General features: G+C 69.5%; 17 protein-coding genes. 7 read left to right on the top strand and 10 right to left on the bottom strand.

Annotation, left to right across the window (positions count from 1 at the left end):
• Nucleotides 1-2: 2 nt before the first annotated feature.
• The gene (locus ACWD5Q_RS11300) at nucleotides 3-260 is read left to right on the top strand and encodes a type II toxin-antitoxin system Phd/YefM family antitoxin (RefSeq protein WP_037676836.1); all 258 of its coding nucleotides are present in this window, start codon (nucleotides 3-5) and stop codon (nucleotides 258-260) included.
• A gap of 10 nt (nucleotides 261-270) precedes the next feature.
• On the top strand, nucleotides 271-531 hold the full coding sequence (locus ACWD5Q_RS11295; RefSeq protein WP_451426778.1) for a Txe/YoeB family addiction module toxin: 261 nt from the start codon (nucleotides 271-273) through the stop codon (nucleotides 529-531).
• 435 nt (nucleotides 532-966) lie between these two features.
• On the opposite strand, the gene ACWD5Q_RS11290 is transcribed toward ACWD5Q_RS11295, so the two are convergent.
• From ACWD5Q_RS11290 to ACWD5Q_RS11265, 6 genes are all read right to left on the bottom strand, one after another.
• Nucleotides 967-1,353 carry a PIN-like domain-containing protein gene (locus tag ACWD5Q_RS11290; protein ID WP_451426777.1) on the bottom strand — a complete coding sequence of 129 codons (387 nt, stop codon included), beginning with the start codon at nucleotides 1,351-1,353 and terminating at the stop codon, nucleotides 967-969.
• Nucleotides 1,343-1,999 carry a DUF433 domain-containing protein gene (locus ACWD5Q_RS11285; RefSeq protein WP_451426776.1) on the bottom strand — a complete coding sequence of 219 codons (657 nt, stop codon included), beginning with the start codon at nucleotides 1,997-1,999 and terminating at the stop codon, nucleotides 1,343-1,345. Before ACWD5Q_RS11285 ends, ACWD5Q_RS11290 begins: the two co-directional genes overlap by 11 nt.
• 85 nt (nucleotides 2,000-2,084) lie before the next feature.
• On the bottom strand, nucleotides 2,085-2,978 hold the full coding sequence (locus ACWD5Q_RS11280) for a hypothetical protein (RefSeq protein ID WP_451426775.1): 894 nt from the start codon (nucleotides 2,976-2,978) through the stop codon (nucleotides 2,085-2,087).
• A 269-nt stretch (nucleotides 2,979-3,247) separates the two neighbouring features.
• The gene (locus ACWD5Q_RS11275) at nucleotides 3,248-3,466 is read right to left on the bottom strand and encodes a DUF397 domain-containing protein (protein ID WP_451426774.1); all 219 of its coding nucleotides are present in this window, start codon (nucleotides 3,464-3,466) and stop codon (nucleotides 3,248-3,250) included.
• A 92-nt stretch (nucleotides 3,467-3,558) separates the two neighbouring features.
• The gene (locus tag ACWD5Q_RS11270) at nucleotides 3,559-3,690 is read right to left on the bottom strand and encodes a DUF397 domain-containing protein (RefSeq protein ID WP_451426773.1); all 132 of its coding nucleotides are present in this window, start codon (nucleotides 3,688-3,690) and stop codon (nucleotides 3,559-3,561) included.
• Nucleotides 3,653-4,567, bottom strand: a complete 915-nt coding sequence (locus ACWD5Q_RS11265; RefSeq protein WP_451426772.1) for a helix-turn-helix domain-containing protein — start codon at nucleotides 4,565-4,567, stop codon at nucleotides 3,653-3,655. Before ACWD5Q_RS11265 ends, ACWD5Q_RS11270 begins: the two co-directional genes overlap by 38 nt.
• 177 nt (nucleotides 4,568-4,744) lie before the next feature.
• Between ACWD5Q_RS11265 and ACWD5Q_RS11260 the strand changes: the two genes are divergently transcribed.
• Both ACWD5Q_RS11260 and ACWD5Q_RS11255 read left to right on the top strand, forming a co-directional pair.
• On the top strand, nucleotides 4,745-5,263 hold the full coding sequence (locus ACWD5Q_RS11260) for an ATP-binding protein (protein WP_451426771.1): 519 nt from the start codon (nucleotides 4,745-4,747) through the stop codon (nucleotides 5,261-5,263).
• A gap of 145 nt (nucleotides 5,264-5,408) precedes the next feature.
• Nucleotides 5,409-6,611, top strand: coding sequence for a hypothetical protein (locus tag ACWD5Q_RS11255; protein WP_451426770.1), 1,203 nt, complete (start codon nucleotides 5,409-5,411; stop codon nucleotides 6,609-6,611).
• Nucleotides 6,612-6,621: 10 nt separating this feature from the next.
• Here the strand turns inward: ACWD5Q_RS11255 and ACWD5Q_RS11250 are convergent, their stop codons facing one another.
• From ACWD5Q_RS11250 to ACWD5Q_RS11235, 4 genes are all read right to left on the bottom strand, one after another.
• Entirely contained in the window at nucleotides 6,622-7,146 is a 525-nt protein-coding gene (locus tag ACWD5Q_RS11250) for a YbjN domain-containing protein (RefSeq protein WP_451426769.1), read from the bottom strand.
• Nucleotides 7,147-7,368: 222 nt separating this feature from the next.
• Nucleotides 7,369-9,966, bottom strand: coding sequence for an ATP-dependent chaperone ClpB (clpB, locus tag ACWD5Q_RS11245; protein ID WP_451426768.1), 2,598 nt, complete (start codon nucleotides 9,964-9,966; stop codon nucleotides 7,369-7,371).
• 207 nt (nucleotides 9,967-10,173) lie between these two features.
• On the bottom strand, nucleotides 10,174-11,046 hold the full coding sequence (locus ACWD5Q_RS11240) for a DUF2690 domain-containing protein (RefSeq protein ID WP_451426767.1): 873 nt from the start codon (nucleotides 11,044-11,046) through the stop codon (nucleotides 10,174-10,176).
• On the bottom strand, nucleotides 11,043-11,759 hold the full coding sequence (locus tag ACWD5Q_RS11235; protein ID WP_451426766.1) for a peptidoglycan-binding protein: 717 nt from the start codon (nucleotides 11,757-11,759) through the stop codon (nucleotides 11,043-11,045). Before ACWD5Q_RS11235 ends, ACWD5Q_RS11240 begins: the two co-directional genes overlap by 4 nt.
• Before the next feature lie 288 nt (nucleotides 11,760-12,047).
• Here ACWD5Q_RS11235 and ACWD5Q_RS11230 point away from each other — a divergent pair, with 288 nt between their 5' ends.
• The 3 genes from ACWD5Q_RS11230 to ACWD5Q_RS11220 are packed head-to-tail and all read left to right on the top strand — an operon-like array spanning nucleotide 12,048 to nucleotide 13,520.
• Nucleotides 12,048-12,677 carry a L,D-transpeptidase gene (locus ACWD5Q_RS11230; protein WP_451426765.1) on the top strand — a complete coding sequence of 210 codons (630 nt, stop codon included), beginning with the start codon at nucleotides 12,048-12,050 and terminating at the stop codon, nucleotides 12,675-12,677.
• A 28-nt stretch (nucleotides 12,678-12,705) separates the two neighbouring features.
• Nucleotides 12,706-13,107 carry a peptidoglycan-binding domain-containing protein gene (locus ACWD5Q_RS11225; RefSeq protein WP_451426764.1) on the top strand — a complete coding sequence of 134 codons (402 nt, stop codon included), beginning with the start codon at nucleotides 12,706-12,708 and terminating at the stop codon, nucleotides 13,105-13,107.
• 56 nt (nucleotides 13,108-13,163) lie between these two features.
• Complete coding sequence (locus tag ACWD5Q_RS11220; protein WP_451426763.1) at nucleotides 13,164-13,520, top strand: hypothetical protein; 357 nt, start codon at nucleotides 13,164-13,166, stop codon at nucleotides 13,518-13,520.
• Nucleotides 13,521-13,653 lie beyond the last annotated feature (133 nt).

Genomic DNA, 13,653 nt, shown 5'->3' with positions numbered 1-13,653 from the left:
TCATGAAGACCATGACGTATTCCGAGTCGCGCGCGCGGTACGCCGAGGTGCTCAACTCCGTCACCGACGACCGCGAAGAGGTCGTCATCACCCGGGCCGGGCATGAGCCGGTCGTCATCGTCTCCCTTGAGGACTACGAGTCGCTGAAGGAGACGGCGTACCTGCTGCGGAGCCCGGCGAACGCCCGGCGTCTGCTCGCGTCCATCGACGAGCTGGAAAACGGCGGTGGCACCGTACGCGAGCTGGCGACCGACGAATAGAGGCCGCGAGTTGAAGATCACCTTCTCCTCCCGTGCCTGGGAGGACTACCTGTGGTGGCAGCTTCAGGACCGGAAGATCCTGAAGCGCATCAACACACTCATCGCGGACATCGCCCGGAACGGCAACGAGGGGATCGGTAAACCGGAACCGCTCAGGCACGGGTTCCAGGGCTACTGGTCGCGCCGCATCAACGACGAGCACCGACTGATCTACAAGGCCACCGAGGATGGCGTCCTGATCGCACAGTGCCGCTATCACTACGAGAGCTGACAGGACTCAAGGACCGAGCACAGCCGCTGCCGGCCCCAGCATCACGCAGCGCAGGCTCAGCGGTCAGAGTGGCCGAGACACGTGAACGACTGTCGGCAACAAGGCTCGTTTCACCCGTTGCCAAGACACCAGTCGAAGGTGAGCCGCCTGGAGAGCGGTAGGGGCACGGAAGGCACGCCGCCCGAGGGCACAGCCAGGGCAAGATCGTACTCACGGTCGCTCAGGAACGAGCCGTTTCACCGACGCGTCCGGCTCCCGTCCGCCCGGCGCCCGCGGCCATCGAGACGCCGATGCGGAGAGCTTGGGGCGAGTCCGGCCGGCCGACTCACGGCCTCTTCGTCCCGAATGAGGTTCGGTTGCCGAGGCTGTCGCCCTGTGGGCGCCCGCTGCGAAGCAGCAACGCATACGGGCAGGTGCCCTCAGGGGCGCCGCCCGTCACGGCCAGGTGCGCTCAACCCGGTCGTGCCGTACGGCGTAGGCTGCTGGACCGCCCTTCTCGACGGCCCGGTGGATCGCGTCGCGGCGTGCGACAAGCCGCTCGACCATCTCGACGCTGCGAAGCTGCTGGTTGTCCAGGTAGAACAGCACCGCCTCACGCTCCAGGACGGGCCGGATCTCCAGGTCCCGGGTCTTGATCCGCCCGTCCTTCGACAGCGGGACCCAGGACCGGTCGAGACCGTAAGTGATCCACTCCTCATCTGGAACGTCCTGCCCGTCGTCAGGAAAGACGTCCCCGATGCGGTGAACCGTCCACCCGCAGGTTCTGAGTCCTTCCGCGACACGGCGACCGAGGTTCCGGTCGAGGAAGAACTCAGGCGGCAAGGTGCACCACAGCCCTGCAGAGCGCATCCACCTGCTCAGGCGTCATGTCGTAGTCGTACGCGATGTCCTCGACGGTCTCCCCGGCCTCCCACAGGTCGGTGATGGCCTGGACCGTGACGCGGTTGGCGGCCACCACGGGGAGACCGTGGCCGAACCTCGGATCGATCACGACCGGGACCGAGTCCGGATACTGCCTCAGTCGCAGGCTGGAGGGGAAGTCGTCACCCGGCTCCCAGGTGAGGTAGCGGAGATAGTCGGAGACCACTTCCTGGATGGGGACCTGGCCGTCGCGGGCTCTGCGAAGATCCCCCCAACCGTGCTCGATGAAGATGTCCACGCCATCCGTGGCGATCCGCTTCGAAACGAGGCCATAGGGGGTGTCGAAGGCGTCCCGTACGGCGGCGGCCGCCTCCCTGATCTCGCTCATGCGGAGCCCCAGGGAACGCAGAGAACGAAGAACGTGCGCCTCGGCCACGGCGATGAACGGCACCGAGGGCTGCCCCTTCCGCACCGGCTCGACCTGGTGGACCAGTGGCGCTCCGGCGGCCCTGCCCTTCAGCCACGAGGTGAGGGTCGACTGCGGAATCTCAAGGCAGGAGGCGGTCTCTACGGGCGTCAGAAGTCCGTCCTTGAACCGGTCGGCCATGCCCCACCTCCTCTTGGCGCCGGATTCCGCATCGTGCCACATCAAGCCTCCCACCTGCGGGTGGACCGCACACTCGGTCATTGGCTCAGCCGGCCGCACGGAGTTGGCCCCCGGTCCGGCAGTCCCGGCAACGGCCGGGCTCCGTCGCACGGAACCCCCGGTCGCAGCCGTCGCAGTTCCGCATGGGGACGACCGCCGGATGTACGGAGGGCTCTGGGCTTCGGGACGGTGCGGGCAGGGGAAGGGGAGTCTCCTTGAGCCGGTAGGCGAGGATGCCGGCCGGGCGGGTCAGGAAGTGGTCCGGGAGCCCCGCGGTGAGGTGGTCCGTGATGTGTGTGGGCAGGAGGCCTGCCGCGAGCCACCGAGTGACGGCCGGGGCGAGGCGGGCGGCTTCCTGCGCGGACAGGATGAGGCGGGGGTCCACCCGGCGCAGGGCGGTGAGTACGGCGATGGCTCGGGGGTCGGCGTCGGCGAGCGAGATCGGTGTCTTCGTCTCGGCCGGTACGGGCGCGGCCACCGTTTCCTCCGCAGGCTCGGACACGGGTGGGACCGCAGCGGCGGTGGCATGCCTTCGGGGCCGACGCGGCTTCGGCGGCTCGGGAGGCCCGTCCGGGTCCGGATCGGGATCGTCGCCGGGTACGTCGTAGAAGTACGTTCGGGTACGGACCTGCCCGGTGGGCGTTCGCTCGCGGCGACGCTCCAGGTATCCGGCCTCCTCCAGCTCTCTGAGGGCGCGGGAGATCAGGATCTCGCCCTCGGTGAAGTGCTCGCAGAGGGCGGCGATGCTCACGCGGGAGCCGTCGGGCAGGGAGGCGATGTACGCCGCGACGCCGACGGTGACCGCGCTGCCGCGTCGCTGGGCGAGGGCGTTGGAGATCACGGTGAAGTCGGCGGTGAGCCGGGTGCGGATGTGGATCACGCCGGAGGTCGGAGCTCCGGCGGCGGCGCGCAGGAGCGCGTTAGACTGCGGGTCAGCCATCGGGAAGGGGCTTCGCTTCCTGATCGGTCAGGCCCTCGATCGGGATTGCCGTCCCGGCCGGGGGCCGTCGTCTGTGTGGGGTTGCGCGGCGAACGTAACCGTCCGTATCCCGCTCCTGCAAGCCGGTCACCCGGACGGGTGACGCGGGCTTCCTGGCGGGGGAGGGTGGGTGGGCGGGTAGTTCTTTCCCCCGGTTCTTTCAGGAGGTCAGCGGCGCGCCGGGCCCTCGCGGACAAGGGCCCGGTGAGCCCGGAAGACGGACGGTCACCTCAGGGACGGTGGTGCCCAGCCTTCAACTCGCCTATGAGAGCGGCCCAGGCGGCCGCTTCGAAGCACAGCGCCGGACCGTGCGGGACCTTGCTGTCACGGACGGGGACGACGGCCCGGAATCCGTCGGCCACCTCCACGCAGTCGCCCCCCGCCTGATTGCTGTAACTGCTCTTGCGCCAGGCGGCGCCGTTCAGATCGGGACGGGACGTTCGCTCCACGGTGGTTGTCCTCCATCACGGATCGAATCATCAGCGGCGCGCCGGGCCCTCGCGGACAAGGGCCCGGTGAGCCCGGAAGACGGACGGTCACCTCAGGGACGGTGGTGCCCAGCCTTCAACTCGCCTATGAGAGCGGCCCAGGCGGCCGCTTCGAAGCACAGCGCCGGACCGTGCGGGACCTTGCTGTCACGGACGGGGACGACGGCCCGGAATCCGTCGGCCACCTCCACGCAGTCGCCCCCCGCCTGATTGCTGTAACTGCTCTTGCGCCAGGCGGCGCCGTTCAGATCGGGACGGGAGATTCGCGCCACGGTAGTTGCCCTCCATCGTGGACCGGATCATGTCGAGTGACATGAGCGGGGGCAGGGCTGCCGCCCGTAGCCGATCGTAAATCACCTTGTAGCGACTGACGTTGGCCGGTTCCTCGATGAGTTGGCCGTAGTCCGAACCCTCTGTGTAGGCCACTTCCGAGCCGTCCGGCAGGGCCAGGATCGTCAGCGAGCCGCCCATCGCCTCGTGCCCGCCTTGATCGAACGGCAGCACCTGCACGGTGATATGACGTTCCGCTGCCGCATCGAGAAGTCGTGCCAACTGCTGACGCATCACGGCATGGCCGCCGATCGGACGCCTCAGTACCGCCTCATCCAGGATCACCCACAGCTCCGGCCGATCAGGCGAACTCAGGCGTTCCTGCCGTCCCAATCGGGCTGTGACGCGCTCTTCCATCTGGTCTTCGCCGTCCAACAGAGCGTCCAGGCTGAGAACGGCCCGCGCGTAGTCCTCCGTCTGCAACAGACCCGGCACCACATGAGCCGCGTACTGCCTGATGGCCACCGCCCGCTCCGAGTACTCCATGAACGTCCGCGACCAGTCCGGAAACGCCTCCCGGTACACGTACGGCCACAACTCGACCAGCAGATCGTCCGCACCGAGAGCCACGTCCAGCGCACGTGCCAGCTCCAGTGTCGGCTTCGCTCCGGACGCCCGCTCGATCTGTGTGATCCGCGTGCTCACCACGTGCGTGATGTCCCCGAGTTCGGCCTGGGTCAGTCCCTTCGCCACGCGGAGCCTGCGCACCCGCGCGCCGAAGAGCGCCGCCATCGACGTACTGGGGTCAATTCCTTTGGCCAAAGCGTCACTTCCGTTCCTTACGGGCTGAAAAGTAAGGCTGTGTCACCTGTTGGGCGTAGGGCGATCAGACGATCCTTGAGTACGGAACGTGATGACTCGCTTACGTCATGGAATTCCTCGCGCTCGACAGACAAGGACGGACAAGCCGTGCCGACAGGAACGACCACCCCGGGAGACGAGCCACGGCGGAGCACCGCGCCCCTTGCGGTGCAAACCGTCCCGCTCGCCGACAGGACACGCGAACTTCCCGCGTTCGCGGAGCAGTTCGTCTCCTCACCGCGAGGTGCGCAGCTCGCCCGTCGTCTCGCCGTCCGGTGCATGGAGGAGTGGGGCCACTCGCCGTCCTCGGACGCGTCGTGCGCGGTGGCCCTCGTCGTCGGCGAACTCGCGGCGAACGCCGTGCAGCACGGCCGAGTCCCCGGACGGGACTTCGGCCTCCGGCTCGCCCTCGACGCGGCTGCGGGCCTGGTTCGTATCGAGGTCGCGGACGCCGACTCCGCGAAGCGGCCACCCACGGCTCCGCCGTCGTCGTACCCCGACGGTGAGTCCGGCCGAGGACTGCTCCTGGTGGACGTCCTGGCCGTGCGCTGGGGGTCGGCGCCCCGCCGGCCCGTGGGCAAGACGGTATGGGCAGAGGTGCCCGTCGAGGCATCGACGGCCGTATAGGTCGGAGTTCGTCGAGCACGTCGGCCGCCATGCAGGGGCGGGGCGCGCCCGGTTCCATCGTCCGGCGGCGCCCCCACGCGGGAATTCACACCCGAATGGCCGCACAATGTTCGCACATCGGGCGCGATGGACGCATGGTTCCGGTGTGACCGACGCCAGGACCGTCTCGGCCCCCACCGCGCGGGGTCCGGGGCACAGCGACCGTGTCCGTCCGGCCGGGGCCGGCCGGCGGCTGCCGACGACGGCCGTGGGGGCCCTCGGGCTGTTCTTCGTCACCCGGCTGTGCGGCGGCCTCGTGCTCGCCCTCGTCGCCCGGTCCGTGGGCAAGCACCCCCTGCTTCTGCTCGGCCACTCCTGGGACTCCGTCTGGTATCTGCGGATCGCCGCGCACGGCTACGGGCTCACCCTGCGCAACAGCACCGGCATCCACAGCGACCTGGCGTTCTTCCCGCTCTACCCGGGGCTGGTCCGCGCGGTCACCACCCTCGCCCCGCTCGATGGCGTCAAGGCGGGCCTGCTGGTGTCGTGGACGGCCGCCGCGGTCGCCGCGTACGGGATCTACCTGCTCGGCGCATGGCTGCACGGCCCCGCCGTGGCCACCGTCCTCGTCGCGCTCTGGGGGCTGCTGCCGCACTCCGTCGTGCTGTCGATGGCCTACACGGAGCCCGTGCTGACGGCGTGCGCCGCCTGGTCGCTGTACGCGGTCCTGACCCGGCGCTGGGTGTGGGCGGGGACGCTGGCGGCGCTCGCCGGGCTGTCCCGGCCCAACGGCTGCTCGGTGGCCGTGGCGGTCCTCGCGGCGGCGGCGCACGAGGGGTGGCGGGCGCGCGGGCACGGAGTTTCCCACAGGCTGTGGACGGGCGCGGCGCTGGCGCCCCTCGGGTGGGGCGGCTACGTGCTGTGGGTCGGCCACCGCAGGGGCGATCCGCTCGGCGGCTACTTCACCGTGCAGCGCCTGTGGGGCTCGCGGTTCGACTTCGGGCACGGCGCGCTGCTCTTCACCGTGCACATGCTGCTGCACGGCACCCGGCTGCTGTTCCCGATGGCCCTGGTGATCCTCGGGGTGAGCAGCGTGCTCTTCGCCCTGCTGATCGCGGACCGCGCCCCGCTGCCGCTCGTCGTCTACAGCGGCGTGCTGCTGGTGATCGCGCTCGGCGGCTCCGGGTTCTTCGAGTCCAAGCCGCGCTTCCTGCTGCCGGCGTTCCCGCTGCTGATCGTGGTGGCGCGAGCGCTGGTACGGACGGCGAGAGCCCGGCCGTGGCACGCCACCATCGTGGCGAGCGCCCTGGCCGGGCTCTCCTTCGTCTACGGGGCGTATCTGGTGGTACTGGCCCGTTCGCCCCTCTAGCCGGCCGGGTCTACTCTCCGTCGTCCTCGGGCTTCTCCGCGTCGTCGACGTCCTCCGTGAGGCCGAGCTGTTCGACGAGCCACCGGTCGAACTCGAGGGCGGCGCGCACCCAGCTCACGGTCGACGAGACGAAGTGCTCCAGGCTCACGCCGGTGCCGATCAGCATCTGGGCCTCACCGATGAGGCGGACGGTGCCGTCGTCGTGCGTGTGGGTGTAGACCTTGGGCCACAGGGTGCGCCGGTTCCAGTCGTCGATGGACTCCAGCAGCTGCGGCTTCTCGTCGATCTGGTGGGGACGGTCGTAGAACGTCCGCACGGAGAAGACGGCCTGGTCGTCCTCGCCGCGGAACATGAAGTACGTACGGAACTGCTCCCACGGTGCGACGAGGTCTCCCTCTTCGTCAACGAGGTGCTTGAGCTCCATCTGGTCAAGGAGCTGCTTCACGAGGTCCTGATCCGGAACCACGGGGCCGGCCGGCGGCTGCGGCTCGGGCTGGCCCCCGAAGTTCGGAATCGAGGACGGGTCGATGCTCACCGTGTTCTTCCCTTCGTACGGATTCCGCCATCCTCCCTCATCCGGGGAGGGGGGTGGCAACCCTGCACGGGTCGTGTCCGCCGGGGCTGACCTGATCTGCCCGGTCGACGCCGGCCGGAGTCGACGAGGTCGAACCGACCGGGGTGGACGAGGACGGGGACACCGCCCTCGTCCACCACGGTACCTACCCGGGCCGACCAAGCCCTGCCGGCGGACCGGCGGTCAGAGCGTCTTGCCGGACGCCGGACCCACGAGGAGCCCCTCACCGAAGGTGTCCACCCGGACCGTGTCGCCGTCCTTGACCTCGCCCGACAGGATCTCCCTGGCGAGGCGGTCGCCGATGGCGGTCTGGACGAGACGGCGCAGCGGACGGGCGCCGTACGCCGGGTCGTTGCCCTCCTCCGCGAGCCAGGCCAGGGCCTCCGGCGTGACCTCCAGGGTGAGGCGCCGTTCGGCCAGCCGCTTGGCCAGGCGGTCGATCTGGAGCCGGGCGATACGGCCCAGCTCGTCCTTGTTCAGCGCCGAGAAGACCACCAGGTCGTCGAGCCGGTTCAGGAACTCCGGCTTGAAGGAGGCGCGGACCACCTCCAGGACCTGCTGCTTCTTCTCCTCCTCGGTGGAGACCGGATCGACCAGGAACTGGCTGCCCAGGTTCGAGGTCAGCACGAGGATCACATTGCGGAAGTCGACCGTGCGGCCCTGCCCGTCCGTGAGACGGCCGTCGTCCAGCACCTGGAGGAGGATGTCGAAGACCTCCGGGTGCGCCTTCTCCACCTCGTCGAGGAGCACCACGCTGTACGGGCGACGGCGCACCGCCTCCGTGAGCTGGCCGCCCTCCTCGTAGCCGACGTATCCGGGCGGCGCGCCGACCAGCCGGGCCACGCTGTGCTTCTCGCCGTACTCCGACATGTCGATGCGGACCATCGCCCGCTCGTCGTCGAAGAGGAAGTCGGCGAGCGCCTTGGCCAGTTCGGTCTTGCCGACGCCCGTCGGGCCGAGGAAGAGGAACGAGCCGGTCGGGCGGTCCGGGTCGGCGATACCGGCCCGGCTGCGGCGCACGGCGTCGGAGACGGCCCGTACGGCCTCGGTCTGGCCGATGAGGCGCCGGCCCAGCTCCTCCTCCATCCGCAGCAGCTTCTGCGTCTCGCCCTCCAGGAGGCGTCCGGCGGGGATGCCCGTCCAGGCGGCGACGACGTCCGCGATGTCGTCGGGGCCGACCTCGTCCTTGACCATGGTGCCCCTGGCGGCCTCCTCCTCGGCCTGCGAGGCGGCCTCCAGCTCCTTCTCCACGCCCGGGATCTGCCCGTACAGCAGCTTGGAGGCGGTGTCGAAGTCGCCGTCGCGCTGGGCACGCTCGGCCTGACCGCGCAGGTCGTCGAGGGTCTCCTTCAGCTCACCGACGCGGTTGAGGGACTGCTTCTCCTTCTCCCAGCGGGCGGTCAGGCCCCGCAGCTCCTCCTCCTTGTCGGCGAGGTCGCGGCGCAGCTTCTCCAGCCGCTCCTTGGAGGCCTGGTCGGTCTCCTTGCTGAGCGCCAGCTCCTCCATGCGCAGCCGGTCCACGGCACGCTGGAGCTCGTCGATCTCGACCGGGGACGAGTCGATCTCCATGCGCAGCCGCGAGGCGGACTCGTCGACGAGGTCGATGGCCTTGTCCGGCAGGAAGCGGGAGGTGATGTACCGGTCGGAGAGGGTGGCCGCGGCCACCAGCGCGCTGTCCGCGATCTGCACCTTGTGGTGAGCCTCGTAGCGGCCCTTGAGGCCGCGCAGGATCGCGATGGTGTCCTCGACGGTCGGCTCGGCGACCAGCACCTGCTGGAAGCGGCGCTCCAGCGCCGGGTCCTTCTCGATCCGCTCGCGGTACTCGTCGAGGGTCGTCGCACCGACCATGCGCAGCTCGCCGCGCGCCAGCATCGGCTTGAGCATGTTGCCGGCGTCCATGGCGGAGTCTCCGCCGGCACCGGCGCCCACCACGGTGTGCAGCTCGTCGATGAAGGTGATGATCTGGCCGTCGGACTCCTTGATCTCGGCCAGGACGGTCTTCAGGCGCTCCTCGAACTCGCCGCGGTACTTGGCGCCCGCGACCATGGCTCCGAGGTCCAGCGAGACCAGCCGCTTGTCCTTGAGGGACTCGGGCACGTCGCCCTTCACGATCCGCTGGGCGAGCCCCTCCACGACGGCGGTCTTACCGACGCCGGGCTCACCGATGAGGACCGGGTTGTTCTTCGTGCGGCGGGACAGCACCTGCACCACGCGGCGGATCTCCTGGTCCCGGCCGATGACCGGGTCCAGCTTGCCGTCACGGGCGGCGGCGGTGAAGTCGGTGCCGAATTTCTCGAGGGCCTTGTACTGGCCCTCCGGGTCCGGGGTCGTCACCCGGCGTCCTCCCCTTGTCTTCTGGAACGCGTCGAGGAGCTTCTTGGCGTCCGCGCCCTGGCGGGACAGGACCTCCCCCGCGGCGCCGCCCTTGGCGGCGATGCCGATGAGCAAGTGCTCGGTGGAGAGGAAGTCGTCGCCGAGGTCCTTGGCGCGCTTGTTCGCGTCGGCGATCACGGCCAGCAGCTCGCGGTTGGGCTGGGGCGGTGCGACGGTCGACCCGGTCACGCTGGGCAGACCGCCGAGCACGCGCTCGGTGCCGGCCCGCACGGAGGCCTGGTCGGCGTCCACGGCGGCCAGCAGGTCGATGATGTTCTCGTTGTCCTGCCCCTCCAGCAGCGCGAGGAGCAGATGGGCAGGGGTCAGGTCCGGGTGACCGTCCGCGACGGCCCGGCTGCCGGCCGCGTTGATCGCGTCCCGGCTCCTGTTGGTCAGCTCGGCGTCCACGTTCCCGATCTCCTCCTTGCGTCGACCGCGCTCAGTTTCGTCAATCCGTCACTCTGCCGAGAGCAACGTACATAAAGTTGAGTCTATTCCACTCAAGGCGTGGAATGGGAGAGGGATGCGCTGTGTGATCCCTGGTCCTCGTTTCCCCTGATGCGGGAGCTGAACGCCGAGCTGAAGAAGATCCGGGGGAGGGCCTGCCGCTACGGGTCACGGAGGCGGCGTTCGGCCCCAGGGAGTGCAGCGGCGGCCGCCCGCGCGGGGCTGCCAACAGGCGCGCACCTGGGTGGGTGAGTGGACGGGGAGCATGTGAGTGACGACGTATTGCTCAGTCGACGCCTCGTCGCTGACGGTCGCGGTCTCGCCACGCCCTGCGCGATCCTGCACCGTCACCCGGTCGCCGACGGAGGAGTACGAAACGCGCGCCCAGGCCGCTGCGCAGTTGGGGCTCATTCTGAGTTCCACGCGACTCCGGCCTATCCGCAGGTCGGCGTACGAAGCCGCGTCCACGTCACACGCCATCGCGCTCGCCTCCCGGCCCCTGCACTGGTCACCCCGGCAACCGACGGTCAGGGGGACCGGCTTGAACGGCCCGGACCCGGCAGACGGCGCGGGGTCCGGCGGCGGGCCGAAGACCTGTGCGCAGGCCCAGGCCACCGCGGCCACGACCGCCGCCACGATCACCCCGAGACGGAACCGGTGGGTGACCGCGGAACGGCCCCCGGCGCCGGAGACAGGCCGCGGCGCGGCAGCGTCCTGTCGTGCGGTGTTCGCCGGTGTGTCCGCGCCGGTCGCGGGTCGGGCATCACGCCCGCTCGACCTGGCCTCGGCCTGCTGCCACAGCGCCACCAGCCGCTCGGTCGGCTCTCCGGCGAGCCGGCCGAGCATTTCGACCGCGTCCCGCGGAGGGAACTTCACCCCTCCCAGGTAGCGGTCCCATGACGACCTGCTGTACGGCGTCCGGGCGGCCAGGGCGGTCAGGCTGAGTCCGGTGCGGTCCTTCAGCTCCCGCAGCACCCCGACCAGATAGGCGGTCTGCGGATCGAGGGACGGCGGCAGCGGCCGCCGGGGGGCACCGCTCACGCCCGCAGCAGGGCCCAGGTCTGCGGGCCCACCTTCCCGTCGACGGCAGCTCCACCGGCGCGCTGGAGTTCCTTGACGGCCTGTTCCGTGTGCTCACCGAAGAGACCGTCGATCCGGCCGGGTGAATACTTGTGGTGGGCGAGCAAACACTGCACCTCGACCACCTGCTCGCCACCGGCGTTCAGCACGACGAGCGGATCGGTCGCACTGTGGCCCGCGAGGAGACGGCCGTTTCGCCGGGTGTAATGGCAGGCGAGGCCGGACGGCTGTACGGCGGCGCGCGTCTGCTGTTTTCCGGGCGGTGCCGATGAGGAGTCGACGCGTGCCGTCTTCCAGACGGCCACGGCCGACACGGCCAGCGTCGCCGTGGCGACGACCGCGATCACGGCGGTGCGCGGACGGCGCGGACGGTGTCCGTCGCGCGAGGGCTCGTCGGCCTGCTGTTCCTGCGTCCGTGCGTGCTCGGCCAGTTCCCACAGGGCGAGCAGTTGTGCCATGTCGGTTCCGGACACCCTGCCCATGGCTTCGACGGCCTGACGCGGCGGCAGCGCCCTGCCGTTGAGGTACCGCTCCCATGACGACCTGCTGTATGCGGTCTTGGTCGCCAGAGTCGTGGTACTGACACCCATCTGGTCCTTGAGTTGCCGTAGCCGGACGGCCAACCGGCGCATCGCCGGTTCGAGTTCGCCGGCCAACGGCTTCCACTGTCCCATGCTGTCCCCCTGGCATGCGGTGGTCTCCCTCCCCACGATGGCGCACGAGCCCCGATTCGGTGTGCGCTTTCCGGTGCCGTTTTCGGTCATCGGCAGGTGAGAGACGTCCCAGAGATGCGTCAACGGTCACCGAAGAACAGCAGGTCAGGGCCTTGACGTCCCGCCTTTGCCCGTCCTGCCGCCCTGTCCTGTCTCCGTCCCTGTCCGCCTCGGCACGATGGATTACCGCCCCACGACCGGTTCGTCCGCCGGCCGCGCTCGGGCTTCACCACGACAGGAGTGAGATCCATGACCACACGAAAGAGCCGCATCCTGCTGTGCGCGGCGGCCGCGGCATTGAGCGGCGGCCTGACGGCCGTTCCGCAGGCTCAGGCCCAGTCGACGGCACTTCCCGCGGCCGGGCCGAGCGCCGGTCACACCTCGGCCCGGGCCGCGAGCGCCAACTACAGCTACCTGGAGTTCAAGAAGGGGTCGAATCCGCAGAACTCGCGTCTGTACTTCGTCTACGTACAGGCCTCGAATCCCGACCACCCCCACAGCCACACCGTCGGCAGCTGGCGGGCCGGCTCGGGCAACGGCAGCAAGAACACCTGCGCGAGCAACGCCGGATGGCTGCCCAACGGCAGCTACAGCATCAAGGCGTTCTACCCGCATCACAACGGCGGGCCTCACGGCGTCAACGGCATCGCCTGGTACCTCGGGGACCACAGGTGCCACAGCGGCCACTGGCGCACCGACCTGTTCATCCACAGCGAGATGCTCCCCAGCGGGAGCGCGGGCAGCTCCGAGCCGTACCGGTGGGACGGCGCCAGCGACTACAAGTCCAACGGCTGCATCAAGCTCAAGCCCTCCGACATTCGTGCGCTCCGCGACCTCCAGGCCAGTTACCCCGATCCCCGCACGCTCTACGTGCACTGAGCTCGGCGACCCCAAGGAGTCCGTGAACGTGATCAGCAATCTGATCAGCAATCGCCCGAAAGCCACCGCGGTCGCCGTCGGGCTGGCCCTGGCCGGTGCTCTTGTGTCCACCGGCGCCGACGCATCCGCCGCCCCTCCAAGGACGGCCTTCGCCGCGGCACACACGCGTTCCGATGTCGTGTGCGACTACTTCTACGGTGACCGACCGACGATCTCGTACGGGAGTTCGGGGCCCATCGTCAAGCAGGCGCAGTGCGAACTCAACGGCGTCATCGGTGCCGGCCTCACGATCGACGGCGCCTTCGGCAGCGCGACGCAGAACGCAACCAAGAAGTTCCAGGCGCAGTGCGGGCTGACCAAGGACGGCGTCATCGGCCCGAAGACGTGGGCCCGCCTGAACGACGCCTACTCCTACCACGCCCGCTGCTGACGGCAGCCGACACTCCAACTGTGCCCTGAACGACAGGCAAGGAAGGCGGAAACACGATGAACCTCAAGCGATCACTGAGCCTGGTCACCACCGCCGCGCTCACGACCGTCGGACTGGCCGCGCTGGCCGCGCCCACGGCCCACGCCGACGAATGGGCGTGCACCTACCCGGCAGTGTGCTTCTTCAAGGGCTACGAACGCACCGGGTCCTTCGCCGACATCACCTCCGGCTGGCAGACCCTGACCTCGAGCAAGAATGCCACCGGAGCCTGGAACACGCGCAACGACGACGGGGCTCTGCTCCACTTCACCAACGGCAAACAGGTGTGCCTGGGACCCGGCGACTCGCGCAACGATCTGCGCTCCATCGGAACCGTCGACAAGATCCGGATCACGGACGGTCCCCGCTGCTGACAGCCCATCAGGCCTCTTCTTGATCACCGGATCCGCCGACGATCGAACACGTCCTGACACCTCCGGGCAGGGAGGCCGGGAATTGGCCGGGGAGCGGCCGGGCGAGCAGGCGGCTCGCTCGCCGTGGGCGGCG

It is taken from the genome of Streptomyces sp. NPDC002513, assembly GCF_053595355.1.
Note: the sequence above shows the minus strand (reverse complement) of the source record. Positions and strands in the feature narration are given on the sequence as shown.

What these genes read in the sequence shown, in the direction of transcription:
- ACWD5Q_RS11300 (WP_037676836.1), top strand. Translation starts at nt 3, where the DNA reads ATGAAGACCATGACGTATTCCGAGTCGCGCGCGCGGTACGCCGAGGTG.
- ACWD5Q_RS11285 (WP_451426776.1), bottom strand. Translation starts at nt 1,999, where the DNA reads ATGGCCGACCGGTTCAAGGACGGACTTCTGACGCCCGTAGAGACCGCC.
- ACWD5Q_RS11280 (WP_451426775.1), bottom strand. Translation starts at nt 2,978, where the DNA reads ATGGCTGACCCGCAGTCTAACGCGCTCCTGCGCGCCGCCGCCGGAGCT.
- ACWD5Q_RS11265 (WP_451426772.1), bottom strand. Translation starts at nt 4,567, where the DNA reads ATGGCGGCGCTCTTCGGCGCGCGGGTGCGCAGGCTCCGCGTGGCGAAG.
- ACWD5Q_RS11235 (WP_451426766.1), bottom strand. Translation starts at nt 11,759, where the DNA reads ATGGGACAGTGGAAGCCGTTGGCCGGCGAACTCGAACCGGCGATGCGC.
- ACWD5Q_RS11230 (WP_451426765.1), top strand. Translation starts at nt 12,048, where the DNA reads ATGACCACACGAAAGAGCCGCATCCTGCTGTGCGCGGCGGCCGCGGCA.
- ACWD5Q_RS11220 (WP_451426763.1), top strand. Translation starts at nt 13,164, where the DNA reads ATGAACCTCAAGCGATCACTGAGCCTGGTCACCACCGCCGCGCTCACG.